Here is a 13,521-nt window from a genome sequence, read left to right as displayed (position 1 = left end):
CGTGAGAAGTATTGATGGTAATACCACGTGCTTTTTCTTCTGGTGCAGAGTCAATCGCAGCGTAGTCTTTCGCTTCGCCACCGAATTTCTTCGCACATACAGTTGCAATCGCAGCTGTTAAAGTTGTTTTACCATGGTCAACGTGACCAATTGTGCCCACGTTAACGTGTGGCTTATTACGTTCAAACTTAGCCTTAGCCATGTTAATCTTCCTCGTTTACGTCGAACACAATTCTGAGTAAAACCCAGCTCCGACATATCGTTTAAAAAAACCGAACATCAAATACTTGAAAAGCAGACTAAATAGCCTGCTTTTTGGAATTTCTTTGCAACTAGAGTTGCTAAACTGTAATCTGGAGCTCTTATCGAGATTTGAACTCGAGACCTCTCCCTTACCAAGGGAGTGCTCTACCACTGAGCTATAAGAGCAAATATTAGTACTTCAATGGAGCGGGAGACGAGGGTCGAACTCGCGACATGTAGCTTGGAAGGCTACCGCTCTACCAACTGAGCTACTCCCGCACGATGTTGGTACAAACCACTTATTGAAGTCTTAAAATTGGTGGTGAGGGAAGGATTCGAACCTTCGAAACTTTCGTAGCGGAGTTACAGTCCGCCCCCTTTGACCGCTCGGGAACCTCACCATTTTTTACACTTACATCAGTGCTGTTCTTTACTTTACACTACCAAACTTCTAAGATGGTGCCGGCACACGGATTCGAACTGTGGACCTACTGATTACAAGTCAGTTGCTCTACCAACTGAGCTATGCCGGCGTTTCTTAGTGTTTCGTACGTTTCGTATCGGAACGGTGTGCAGTTTAGCAAAACTCAGAAACCATGCAAGTGTTTTTTTCAAAAAAAACCTCAAAAACTCATAAAATCAAACCATTTGATGATAATTCAACCGCTTTGATCACTGCGCGAGCTTTTATTTGGGTTTCATTCCACTCTGATTCAGGATTTGAGTCGGCAACCAGCCCTGCTCCGGCTTGTACATAGACCTTATTTTCGCGAATGACACAGGTACGAATTGCAATCGACATGTCCATTTCACCATGCCAGCCTAAATAACCAACAGCACCACCAAAAATTCCACGTTTTACCGGCTCAACTTCGTCAATAATTTCCATGGCACGGATTTTTGGCGCGCCTGAAAGTGTGCCTGCGGGAAAAGTTGCCTTAAAAACATCCAGAGCATCAACATCATCACGTACTTCACCCTGGACATTGGAGACAATATGCATCACATGTGAATAACGCTCGATCACCATTTGATCAGTGACTTGCACTTTACCGATTTTAGCAATGCGTCCCACATCATTACGTCCCAGATCAATCAGCATGACATGTTCAGCAATTTCTTTTTCGTCAGAGAGTAAGTCCTGCTCAAGTGCCAGATCTTCTTCTTTGGTTTTGCCGCGTGGACGGGTACCCGCTAATGGACGGACTGTGGCAATGCCATTTTCCAGACGGGACAGAATTTCCGGTGAAGAACCGACAATATGGAACGGCGTGTTATTGTCTAAAGTCCGGCCTTGCACCAGAAACAAGTATGGTGATGGATTAAGATGACGCAGTGCACGATAGACCTGTAGCGGGTCACCATCAAAATCAGAGACCATCCGGTGACCAGGAACGACCTGCATCACATCTCCAGCACGAATGTACTCTTTAACTTTTTCTACTGAGGCAATAAAGTTGTCATGTCCAGTAAGGGACTCAAAATGCGGCGGGGTATGTTTTTCTGCTTTCAGGCTAACCGGCGTTGCCAGAATATGCTCCAAGTCATCGAGCTGCTGCTGTGCCTTCTGATATGCTCCAGAATCAGCGGCATCGGCATGCACAATCAGAAACAAGGTGTCTTTCAAATTATCAAACACGATGACAGTTTTAGACAGCATCATCCAGATATCGGGTAATCCGACCGGATCAGCTTCCGGTACATTTTTTAACTTCGGCTCGATATAGCGCACGGCATCATAGCCAAAATAGCCTACCAGACCACCAGTAAAGCTTGGCAAGTCCGGCAATTCTGCCTGGGTAGGCACCTTAAATTGCGCCTGAAAGTCACGAATATATTGAAATGGATCAGCACAGTGCTGTTTTTCAATTGAAGCATCTGCATGCTGTACCGTCAGTTCGCCTGCATTGCAGGAAAATACGGTAGATTCACCTAGTCCAATAATCGAATAGCGCGCCCAGTTCTCCCCGCCTTCTACGGATTCAAATAAATAAGCCTGCTGATGCTGCTTAAGGCGTGCAAAAATAGAAAGGGGTGTATCGGTATCTGCCAGACGCTGACGATAAACAGGAATGAGATTATAGCCTTGTGCAGCAAGTTGCTGGAATTGTGCTTGAGTGGTCATGCGGTTTTTCTCTTTAAATTAGGGTTACTCAGTATGTAAATAGAATTGAACTGAGCGACGCCATCGAAAAACCTTACAACTATTCATTTTCTTTCCTTAGTACGCGTATTAGGCAAGTAATTCTCTAAGATCATCCACAATCTGCTGCGGCTGACAATCTGCAATATTTTCACCATGATTATAGCCATAGCTGACCACAACACAATCAATCCCGGCGCGGCGTGCGGCTTCGACATCATTGGAAGAATCGCCAATCAGCAACACCTGTTCGTTGCTTACGCCATAATGTTCAACACAGTGCAGCAACTGGCGTGGGTGCGGTTTACGTTCAGTAAAACGGTCGCCACCAATGGTATCGGCAAAATAATGGGCCATATCCAAGGTATCCAGAATACTACGAGCAGGAAGTTCAGGCTTGTTAGTGACACAAATCAGGGTTTTACCTTGGGCTTTGGCCCAATCCAGAAATTTCAGGACTCCTGGAAAAGGAACGGTATCTACACAGGGATCAACATTGTAGATATCCAGAAAGGTACTTAAGAGTTCCTGATGCTGTGCCGGCGTAACTTCGCCCACCAGATGCTGAAGTACACTTTCACAGAATATCGAGGTGCCCTTGCCCACCCAGGTCCGTACCTGTTCTTCGGTCACCAGCGGCAATTGCAGCACGTTCAGGCTCATATTCATGGCGCGATACAGATCATGAGCTGAATCCACCAGCGTACCATCCAGATCGAACAAGATCAGTTCACGCTTTTCTAATTGTGCAATAGACATCCCGACCCTCTTTTATAATGTGCGCAGCCACAAAAAAGGCATGCGCTATGCATGCCTTGATTGTAACCAATCATCAGCTTATTTGAACAACAACCAAGCCATAATTGCCAAAATAATCAGCACAATCACTGAAATCAAACCAACAGATACATTTTTCTGGGTTTCTTTTTCCTGTTCTACACGTGATACAGGCTGCTCAACCGGAACTGGCGCTGGCTCAGGTTTTACTGCACTAATATCTACGTTTTCTGGAATAGGTGCCGGTTTTGGAATACCAACACTGGTTGGCATACCGTCACGGGTCAACTGTACCGAAGCATCACGCTGTTTCAGTTCCGGCATTCCCTGATCATTCATTTTCTGGGCAGGTGTAGGCTCCGCCACTTCAACCTGATCCACAACTTTTTCTGCTGTTGCTTCAATTTCTGCTGGAACCTCTACCGCAGCCACAGGTGCCAGTACCGAAAATTTCAAGCTGGCGAACTGAACAATGTCATCCTGCTTTAATAAGGTTGCCTGTTCAATCTGTACATCATTAACAAAAGTACCGTTGGATGAACCCAAATCCTGTACCCAGAGCGCACCATCTTTCAGTAAAAATGCCGCATGTTTGCGGGAGATTTCCGCAGCCTGCAATACGATATCTGCTGCCTGATGACGTCCTACCACCATGTCACGGTCAATGCTAATTTCCTGTCCTGTTAAGTCGCCTGTAATTGCGTGTATTTTCCAAGTCATGAAAGTTACTTCTCTGTTCTCTTTGACATTATCATAACATGCTGTCTACAAATGAGAATGTCTTAGCTTTTTGGTCTAAGTGTAGTTGTTGTAACGGTATTTTTACTTTTTTCCACCTGCTGGACGGGCTGTACTACTTGACGCTGAATCACAGGCTCAATCGCAACCGGCGTGACGATCACATCAGCTGGCTGCACCTGAACAGGAGCTGTCGGCACAGTTTGATAGGTTGAATTTTGTAGTGGCGTTTTGGATACTGGAATTCGCTGCTGATACACATCTTCAACACTTTCTGGCAATTTGGCAAAGTTTCCATCTGAGTCTAATGCAAGTTGCAGACTATATAACTGGCTATAGCGTTGCTGGGTCAGTCTGTGCACTGCATTTTTATCGCCCACGATAGTTGGATGGATAAAGATCAGCAGGTTACGCTTCTGGTTAGATTGACCTTCCGAACGGAACAAACGTCCAATTCCGGGAATCGCACCCAGACCAGGTACGGCCTGACGGCCATAGCGGGTATTGTCCGAAATCAGCCCGCCAAGAACAATCGTTTGTCCATGTTCAGCCAGAATCGAGGTTTTAATTGCACGCTTGCTCGTCACCAGATCCTGTGCCTGTCCTTTACTACTCTTGACATCAGACACTTCCTGTTCGACTTCCAGACGTACCGTGCCATCTTCACCAATATGCGGAACTACCTTTAAAGTGACACCGACATCTTTACGTTCAATAGTGGTATAAGGATTGACCACACCGCCAACCCCTGTGGACACTGAGCCGGTGACAAAAGGTACGTTTTCACCCACCACAATATAGGCTTCTTCATTGTCCATGGTCACAATGGAAGGTGTAGATAACAGATTAGACTTGGTACTTTCTTTCAAGGCCTGAATAATCGCTCCATACAGACGGCGCGAACCATCACTGCCTTCACGATAATCACCCAGTACCAGTGAACTGCCCGCTCCGATTGAACTTAATGCACCCGCACCGCCACCCGTCAGATAACCGGCCGCAATATTTTTCAGGCTAGTCCCAAAATTATCAAAATTAACCAGGCCAACACCACTGCTGATATCACCCAAAGCCCACTGTACCCCAAGCTGATCGGCATCAGTGCCTTCAATTTCAATAATGGCTGCTTCAATCAGTACCTGTTGACGGCGGATATCCAGCTGATTAATCGCCGATTCAATTTCCCGCATCAGTTGTGGATCGGCTTTCACCACCAGAGAATTTTGGGTCGCATCAGCAATAATACTTACCCCATTGGCATTAAAGCTGCTAATCCCACCCTGTTCATTATTCATGCCTGTATTCAGCTGAATACCTGAAGAAGAAGCAGGGTTTCCCGTACTATTCCCGCTATTGCTATTATTTAAATCACTGCTGGAGCTGAGTAAAGACGAGCTTGATGAGGTCGTACCCGAATTTGAATTACTACTCACAGCCTGCCCAGTCACCAGTCCCTGCAAGATTTCTGCAAGGTTCTTGGAACTGGCATATTTCAGACGAAAAACCTTTAAGCCGCCTAAACGGTCTGCAGCCGGGACATCCAGGGTTTCAATAATCTGCCGCACCCGCTTGCGCGTGGTGGGATCGCCCTTGATGATGATCCGGTTGGTGCGTATATCGGCAATCACCCGTACCCGTGAGCCCTGGACATCCTTGGCCGCACCAGTTGACGTCATGGACTCAATCAGGCTAATCATCTCTTCTGCCTGACTGGACTGCAAAGTCACCGCTTCAATATCATTCTGGCCTGTACCATCCAGATTCCGGACTATAGTTTCCAGCTGGTAAATATTGCTGGCGCGATCCGATACAATCAGGGCATTGGTACCCGGTACTGCAGCCAGATGGGCAAACTGTGGCATCAGGGGACGCAGTGCAGGAATCAGGTCATTCGGATTGGTATTTTCCAGCCAGAGCACCCGAGTCACAATCTGGTCACCCCGAGCACGGCTTCGGGGATCGTAGGGAATACCCGAGTTTTTAACATTACTGTCCGGAATCAGCTTGATGGTATTGCCGGAAGGAATCGCCACTATGCCATTGACATTCAACACACCTAAAAACAGGTCATAGACTTCATTTTTATTCAGTGCTTTATTGGAAATGACCGTCACGTTGCCACGTACCCGCGGATCGACTGCGAAGTTCTTGCCAGTAATATCTGCCACTTCATTAATGAATGCAGCCAGGTCGGCGTCCCGAAGGTTGATTTTCCAGGTTTGCGCATAAGCTGCCGTGCTGACTACAGCCATCAGTGGTGTCGCCACGCAGAAGGCCCACGCTGATCGATTATTATTAAATAAAGCCATAAACTTATGTGTTTCCTAACCCTATATGTGATGACACATCACTTAAAATCTTGTTGTATGGTCATCACCTGATCACCACGTTTTATTTCGAGTTTAGCCTGACCTTCGCGTCGGGCCTGTTCCAGTAATTGTGCTTCTGTCTGTCCCTGGCTTAAGGTTTGACCATTCAGAGACAATATCCGGTCTCCAGGTCTCAAGCCCAGCCGATTACGCAGTGCGGCCGGTGTGCGGGCCGTCACCTCATACCCGCCTTCCGATGCATTTACCCCCATATTTTGTAAATACTGTTCGCGGTTTTCCTGCATCTGCTGGATTGCCCGACCAATTTCATTCTGGGGGGAAACAGTATTTTCCTGTCCTGCACCCCCGCCAGCCGGAGGACTCGTAGCAGGAGCTGCTTGAGTTTCAGGTATGACAGGCTGATTCAGGCCATTTTCCAGCCCTTTAAAGAAAACTTCCTGCGTCGCTCCGCCAGAACGGCGCAGCACTATCCGATCCCAGTACACCTCAGCCAGTTCCAGGCCACTGTTGCCCAGCTGATCTCCTACCCGGTACAGCTCCGCCTGATCATTGATCTTGATGACCGCAGACGAGTTATAACGTGGATTAGCGACCATCACACCTTGTAAAATGATATTCGCAGCTTCCACCACGACTACACTTTGCACACTTTCCTGAAACAGAGAAAATGTACCGATATTCGGTATTTGCGGCTGTTGTGAGCCCAGCTCGACCCGCTCCAGCTGCATCGCCTGTGGAGGAGCCACCAACAACCAGAACAGTGCAGCCAGCTTCCAGCACAAATACAGGATCAGCAGCAGTAAAACCACAGGTGCAGCACGATTGATCTGTTTAAGGTCAATATTTTTTAAAGCTTCAAGTGAAACTGCCATCAGTTAATGCCTCCCATAAGAGGCTGACGGGTACTAATCACAAAAGTATCCAGTCCTGCTTTACCCTGATAGGATGGGGCATTTAATAAAAAGCGCTGGGTGAGCTGGATATCCAGCATCATGCCGGGATCAAGCTTGATATTCAGCATACGTTGCTCACGGCTATCGCGGACATCGAGTAGCAACTGTCCATTTTCCTCGGTCAATGTGCCGGTCAACGCGGGGATGTTTATGCGCTCCTGGCGCTGGGCAAAGGTATAAATCAGCTCGCCACCCGCCCATTGCATTTGTCCGGCCACCTGACTAAAACCCTGCTGTGGCTTATATTTAAAATCCAGATCTTTAAATTGGATTGCAGTGCTTGGCCATTGCCAGTCCGCAATTTTTTTTAAGGTTTCAGCAGCAACCTGCCCTTCAAGATTTTTCACAATAAAAGATTTATTCAGACCATAGGCCATGATCCCGGAAAGCTGAGTATTGCCACTATGTATATCCACATGTGCCCCAACTCGCAGCAACAGTAAATCCAGAGGCCGCACTTTCCAGTTCAGACTGCCCCGAAGATTACCTTTTTTCCAGTCCGCACTTCCCTGCCAGATATTTCCGTTTACATTATGCAAGGTCTGGTTATTTTTATAAAATTTTGAAATTAACCAGGCCGCTGGCACTTGTAATACAACAAAAACAAAAAATGCAACAAGAGCAAGGATCAACCATCTTAAAGTTTTCGGTTTATTGCTCATCCCCACCACGACCAATCACTCAAGTCCAAATCCTCATTTATAATTTTTTCCTTATACCTACACATTATGCACACTTTTCTCCTAACGCCAATTCATAGATATAAAAAAACCAAGCAGGGATGCTTGGTTTAATTATCATAGACTGTCTGTATGACAGACTAATGACGAGATCAGATAGAAGCTTAAATCAGGAAATCGTCCAGCTTTGCACCTTTTTCCAGCTCTGCCACCAACCAGCGCGGTTGTTTACCACGGCCAGTCCAGGTGTCATCTGGATTGGTTTTGCTACGATAACGTGGTTCAACCGACTTGCGTGATGATTTCTTACGTTTAGATGCACCAAATTCCAGTAACTGTTCAACAGTCATACCAACTTTCTCGGCAACTGCCAAGATTTGCTGATAAGCATCTTCAATTTCCTGATCTTTTTTTGAAGCAATAAGTGATTCTGCTTCTGCTTGTAAACGTTTTAACTCTTCTACTGATAAATGAGTAATATCTGGCATAAGGCTCTCCGAAAAATAATATTATTCGTTTTGTTAAATAATAATCCCATCATATTTATATTAAATAAAACATTCAATATAAAATCTTGAGGCAACAACAATAAAGTTTAAAAAAAATTACAAATCAAAATAATTCATTCATTTTTAGATTTTATGTTGAACAGTTAATTCAATTGCTTTGATCTTTTCACGAATATAATCTGGAATTGGAGTTTTCTGCATGGTTATTTTATCCACGCAAACAATCACTGCTTCTGAAGTAGCCACAATACCCTGCTGTTTTTCACTCCATAATAGATATTGCATTCTGACTGCACTATTTCGGATTTCTTCAATACGCGCTGCAATTTTCAAATGATCAGGAAAAACCACGGGGCTTAAATAACGGCACTGATTTGAAGCAACTACTGTAATTACTGATCCATTGTTTAAATCCAATAAATTCAAATATGCCAGGCGTGCACTTTCGACATAGCGGTAATACATGGCATTATTGACATGTCCCAAGGCATCCATATCACCCCATGCTATAGTTTGCTCATAAACGACTGGGTATTGGTCTAATTCCGACATTATTATTCTCAAGTCTTAATTTCTATAAAGTTTACATTGGATTCAAATACTGCATTCAGCTGCTGCAGTAAGTCCTCCCGATCCTGCAAAGCAGCTTTAATTCTTAAATAACTCATACGAATATCATCGGGATATAAGTCGAGTAGTTGCTGGGCTTGATCTGTATAGCCTGTCGCTTGCAGTACATGCCACTTTGCAAAGCTTAAAATCGGCAATGCCGGATATTTCGCCTCCCAGTACGAAATCTGCTGTGCAATCGCATTATAATCCGGATTTTGCCGTAATAACTGCTGCTGGAACCACAAATAAAAAACATCCTGATTAAACTGCTGCTCCATCAAATGAATTGCAAGCACCTCATGCTCAGCACTCATTTCCGGCATTCTGAATAATAACTTCAACCATAATAATTTTATTGAATAGTCACGATCAAATATTTGCGGTTTTAAATCTAAATAACGTTGCTGTAAATAAAATAAATCTTCCTGTGTGGCTTGATCATAGGCCAGCAATAATTGTTCAAGCCATATTTTTTTTACTTTCTGGTCTAAATGTCCGTATTGGGTCGAGCGTAAATATAACCAGGGAAACTGTATGGCAAATACCCCCCATAACGCAACAAGACGCTGTTCATAGGCTGATTTAACCTGAATTAACCAGGGTGATAATTCATGCTGATTTAAAAACTCTAAATGGGTGAGTGCTTGTTCACCTTGTTGTTGTGATAAATAAATTTCAATCCGCTGCAATTCTGCCAATTCAAATGCCATTGGGCTGGACTGATTCAATGCAGTTAATGCCTCATTATACTGCTGCTGCCCCCAAGATAAACGTGCATCTATAATATGCTTGAGTAAGCCCGATTTACTAAAAGACTGCTGAATAAAATCCCGCTGATCCTGTGCAGCATTTAATAACCAGATAACTGCCAGTTGTTCATAAGGATGTAAGCGGGAAAAACTAAATACTGTTTCCGTCTTACGCTGTTCACGATTGCGATATTGCTTGATGGCATACCAGATGCACTGTATCAGAAAACTTACGCTCACCAGGGATGCGGCCAAAAACCAGACCGTGGTCTGCAGCTGCCATTCACGCCAATATAGATAGACATAGCCAGCCCCATGTCCATAACTGAGGATACTTAGCCCAGCAATGCCAAGTAAGCATATAAATAAATAGGCCTGCAGAATCTGTTTCATAAGCAATTAGCCCACTAGGGTGCGTGTGTTCAACAATGGAATCGGAGTGATCGGTGTCGCCTTGATCTGTTTCAGTTGCTGAATCCATTGCTGGCTCTGCGCATCTGGTAATTGCTCCAAGACCTCAATCACCGCATTCAGCGCCTGCTGAAAAGCAACAGATTGATCTTGCTGCAAGGCACTCTGTGCAATAAGCAAACGTAGCTGGGCTTCTTTAAGTACCAGATGCCGTTGCATCAAGACTGTACTTGGCTGATCTGCAGGTTCGATCTGAATCCAGCGCTGCCAGAAAGAACGTTGAGACACTGGCGGTTGACGATATGGCTGCTGAATTTCCTTTTCAATTTCAGCATCCATCTTCACTAAAACTTCTTTTAATTTGCCTTGCTGCACCAATCGGTTATTCACGAATTTTTTCAGCATGTCCTGATCTTTTGCAATCACTTGCTGCAAACTGCTCACTAAAGCGGGCGCCAGAACATAATCATCCAACTCATTGGACAACTGATTTAATTTTTCAATGGCGGTGGCATATTGTTGCTGTTGCAATGCAAATTCGATCAGGTCCAGATGTTGCTGTACCAAGGCAATATCATTCTGCATTTCAGCCGTTATCGGCTCCCCTGCGAATGCTTTTGCTGCAGTGACTCCAGTCTTTTCCTGCTGAGCAGAAATCTGGCGCTTTAAAGCCACGAACTGATCATTAAGCATGGCATTTTGCTGCTGTAACTGACCAATACTTTGCTGCAATTCAGTCTGTGCTGTATTCAGAACATGCAGGTCATAGCTAAGCTTGACGAGCCACGACAAACTTAAGATGAACAATACAATGAATAGTTTCTTCATGCGTTCCCTAATATCAGCCCCATTTTCTGCAAGATTGTGTTTGCGTCTAAATCATCGATTTGTACGAATTGAAAACTTGCCTGATGCTGCTGTTGATATTTCCCAAGAATACTGGCCAAACGTGGCCCCAAAACCAAATAACAGGCTCGCTGTATAAACTCCGCATCCTTTTGCAGGAGTGTCAGCCAGTTTAACCAGCTCGCTTCACTGGTGATCAGCACCGCAAAATGCTGCTGTGCCTCAAGCAATCCCAGGTTCTCTGCCAGAGTTTTTGCCGCCGTTTCAGGACATTGCCGCCGGTACAAAATAAAGTTTAAAACTTTAATATTGCTGGCACGTAAATGATCCATCATAAATTGACGGCCACCCTCTCCGCGCCAGAAAGCCACACTCGAGCCAACAGCCAGCTGTTTCAGCACCGGCAATTGCAACATACCTTCCGAGGTTTCAACTTCTGGTACATCACTGTGAATACCGTATCTCGCTAGTGCGTCTTCAGTGGCCTTACCTACCGCAACCCAATGTACCTGCCCCAGAGCCGATAACTCAACGCCCGCCTGTTGCAAATATTGCATGCCAATTTTGACTGCCGTCGGACTGACTACTACAATAATCTGTACCTGTTCCAGCTGCTGATACAAGTGCAACAGCTCATCGGAATAAGGTATGGCATGCAGCTCGAGCAGAGGCAATTCTAAAACAGCAACCTGCGCTGCCTGTAACTGCTGGGTCAAGCTTATAGCACGGTCACTGGGGCGGGTATTAATCAATAACATCAGTTTGAATAAATTGTTTTGAGCAACTCGCCAGCCCCTTGGTCAAGCAAGTCTTTTGCCAGCTGTATCCCCAATTGTTCAGCATCCGCAATTTTCCCAGTCTGCTGTGCTCGAAGCAAAACTGCTCCATCGATACTGCCTACACGACCTTCGATTGAAATCACACCCTCTTTGAGCGTGGCATAACCTGCAATCGGCACCTGACATCCGCCTTCCAGATAGGCATTAAAGGCACGTTCGGCACGTACGCAAGCATCTGTATCTGCATGCAGGAGTGGCTGAATCAAGTCCAGCACTGCCTGATCATGAGTACGACATTCCAGGCCCAGCGCACCTTGACCCACGGCCGGCAAACTGATTTCAGGTGTCAGGGTATGACGAATACGTTCTGCCAGACCTAAGCGTTTTAAACCGGCACTGGCCAGAATAATCGCATCATAATGACCTGCATCCAGTTTGGATAAACGCGTGCCGACATTACCGCGTAAATCGATAATGTCCAGATCTGGGCGCTGTTTTAAAATCTGGGTTTTACGGCGCAAACTTGAGGTTCCCACTTTGGCACCATGTGGTAGTTCATCAAAGCTGGCATAAGTATTCGACACAAAAGCATCCAGTGGATCTTCACGTTCACAGATCACTGCCAGACTTAAGCCTTGCGGCAAAGCCATCGGAACATCTTTCATGGAATGTACGGCGAGATCTGCACGACCATCCAGTAAGGCGGCTTCTAATTCTTTTACAAATAGTCCTTTTCCACCAATTTTGGCCAGTGGCGTATCGAGAATTTTATCGCCCTGTGTAACAAAAGTGACTAACTCGACCTGCAAACCAGCGTGCAAATCTTGTAGGCGCGCACGGATATGTTCCGCTTGCCAAAGCGCAAGTGGACTTTGTCGAGTTGCAATTTTTAGGGTCTTCATAAATTTCAATAGCAGTTAATGAGAACAATAGTCTAAACTTAACCTGCTCACTTGAAAATGCAAGTGAATTTATACAAGTTTCAACTGAATGCTCTCACTTGCCCCCTGCTAAAGCTTTTGAATCCGGTCTCTTAAGAACGGTAAATGTCGCCGGCTCACTGCTAAACGGTCGTCCAGTTCACGACAACGTACCTGATACTGACCTGAACTCACCACTTCCAGACCATCCAGATAATGCACCGAGATCAAGGCATTACGATGAATCCGGATAAACTGGTCCCCAAACTCCTGCTCTAGCTCCTTTAAGGTTTCATCAATCAGTACACTGCCATTTTTATGACGTACAGTGACATATTTCTGATCTGCCAGAAAATAATAGATATTTTCAACTGGCACCAATTCCACACCACGATAGGTCTTTGCCGCAATCTGCTGGCGGCTGATATTGATTTCTTCCATATTTTCTTTTTGTTTTAGTTGGCTCATTTGAGCTTGGGTAAGTTTAGTTAAGTGCTCTAAAACCTGTGCCAATTCCTGTTGCATCACCGGTTTAAGCAAATAGCCTTCGGCATTTGATTTAAATGCATCCAGCGCATGTTGGTCATAAGCCGTACAAAAGACAATGGCCGGCATTGGATCCAGTTGACGCAAATGTTGCGCACAAGCCAGTCCATTCATTTCAGGCATTTGAATATCTAATAAAATGACATCGGGTTCGTATTGGTGAGCCAGATCAATCGCCTCACGACCATGGCTTGCTGTCGCCACCACATCATGCCCCAGCTGAGAGACCAACCGTGATAAACGCTCGACGGCCAGAGGCTCATCATCACAAATCAGGATGTCCAT

The 13,521-nt window shown here is 45.3% G+C and carries 14 protein-coding genes and 4 tRNA genes; all 18 read right to left on the bottom strand.

Annotation, left to right across the window (positions count from 1 at the left end; translation table 11 throughout):
• A partial coding sequence (locus AY607_RS12105) for a GTP-binding protein (RefSeq protein ID WP_227509971.1) occupies positions 1-202 on the bottom strand: 202 nt, incomplete at its 3' end.
• 152 nt (positions 203-354) lie between these two features.
• Positions 355-429, bottom strand: a tRNA-Thr gene (locus AY607_RS12100).
• Between the two features lie 17 nt (positions 430-446).
• Positions 447-522, bottom strand: a tRNA-Gly gene (locus AY607_RS12095).
• Positions 523-560: 38 nt separating this feature from the next.
• A tRNA-Tyr gene (locus tag AY607_RS12090) sits at positions 561-644 on the bottom strand.
• Positions 645-700: 56 nt separating this feature from the next.
• A tRNA-Thr gene (locus AY607_RS12085) sits at positions 701-776 on the bottom strand.
• Positions 777-874: 98 nt separating this feature from the next.
• The gene (trpE, locus tag AY607_RS12080; protein WP_064102650.1) at positions 875-2,368 is read right to left on the bottom strand and encodes an anthranilate synthase component I; all 1,494 of its coding nucleotides are present in this window, start codon (positions 2,366-2,368) and stop codon (positions 875-877) included.
• Between the two features lie 108 nt (positions 2,369-2,476).
• Entirely contained in the window at positions 2,477-3,145 is a 669-nt protein-coding gene (locus AY607_RS12075) for a phosphoglycolate phosphatase (RefSeq protein ID WP_064102649.1), read from the bottom strand.
• A 78-nt stretch (positions 3,146-3,223) separates the two neighbouring features.
• A complete protein-coding gene (locus AY607_RS12070; RefSeq protein ID WP_064094980.1) occupies positions 3,224-3,883 on the bottom strand; it encodes an FHA domain-containing protein in 660 nt (219 codons plus the stop codon).
• 62 nt (positions 3,884-3,945) lie between these two features.
• Positions 3,946-6,210: a type II secretion system secretin GspD gene (gene gspD, locus AY607_RS12065; RefSeq protein WP_064102648.1), complete on the bottom strand. Its 2,265-nt coding sequence runs from the start codon at positions 6,208-6,210 to the stop codon at positions 3,946-3,948.
• Between the two features lie 38 nt (positions 6,211-6,248).
• Entirely contained in the window at positions 6,249-7,103 is an 855-nt protein-coding gene (locus AY607_RS12060; protein ID WP_064102647.1) for a type II secretion system protein N, read from the bottom strand.
• A complete protein-coding gene (gspN, locus tag AY607_RS12055; RefSeq protein WP_064102646.1) occupies positions 7,103-7,846 on the bottom strand; it encodes a type II secretion system protein N in 744 nt (247 codons plus the stop codon). The genes AY607_RS12060 and gspN overlap by 1 nt, the downstream gene beginning before the upstream one ends.
• A 182-nt stretch (positions 7,847-8,028) precedes the next feature.
• Positions 8,029-8,352 carry an H-NS family nucleoid-associated regulatory protein gene (locus AY607_RS12050; RefSeq protein WP_064094984.1) on the bottom strand — a complete coding sequence of 108 codons (324 nt, stop codon included), beginning with the start codon at positions 8,350-8,352 and terminating at the stop codon, positions 8,029-8,031.
• Between the two features lie 144 nt (positions 8,353-8,496).
• Positions 8,497-8,925 carry an acyl-CoA thioesterase gene (locus tag AY607_RS12045; RefSeq protein ID WP_064102645.1) on the bottom strand — a complete coding sequence of 143 codons (429 nt, stop codon included), beginning with the start codon at positions 8,923-8,925 and terminating at the stop codon, positions 8,497-8,499.
• Between the two features lie 8 nt (positions 8,926-8,933).
• Positions 8,934-10,127 carry a hypothetical protein gene (locus tag AY607_RS12040; protein ID WP_064102644.1) on the bottom strand — a complete coding sequence of 398 codons (1,194 nt, stop codon included), beginning with the start codon at positions 10,125-10,127 and terminating at the stop codon, positions 8,934-8,936.
• Positions 10,128-10,133: 6 nt separating this feature from the next.
• A complete protein-coding gene (locus AY607_RS12035) occupies positions 10,134-10,973 on the bottom strand; it encodes a hypothetical protein (protein ID WP_064102643.1) in 840 nt (279 codons plus the stop codon).
• Entirely contained in the window at positions 10,970-11,749 is a 780-nt protein-coding gene (locus AY607_RS12030) for a uroporphyrinogen-III synthase (protein ID WP_064102642.1), read from the bottom strand. Before AY607_RS12030 ends, AY607_RS12035 begins: the two co-directional genes overlap by 4 nt.
• A complete protein-coding gene (gene hemC / locus AY607_RS12025; RefSeq protein WP_064094989.1) occupies positions 11,749-12,672 on the bottom strand; it encodes a hydroxymethylbilane synthase in 924 nt (307 codons plus the stop codon). The genes AY607_RS12030 and hemC overlap by 1 nt, the downstream gene beginning before the upstream one ends.
• A gap of 108 nt (positions 12,673-12,780) precedes the next feature.
• On the bottom strand, positions 12,781-13,521 hold the full coding sequence (locus AY607_RS12020; protein ID WP_064094990.1) for a LytR/AlgR family response regulator transcription factor: 741 nt from the start codon (positions 13,519-13,521) through the stop codon (positions 12,781-12,783).

This window comes from Acinetobacter sp. SFA (assembly GCF_001647535.1).
GTDB classification, from domain to species: domain Bacteria; phylum Pseudomonadota; class Gammaproteobacteria; order Pseudomonadales; family Moraxellaceae; genus Acinetobacter; species Acinetobacter pecorum.
The sequence above is the reverse complement of the archived record's forward strand: the minus strand, read 5'-3'. Positions and strand labels throughout refer to the sequence as shown.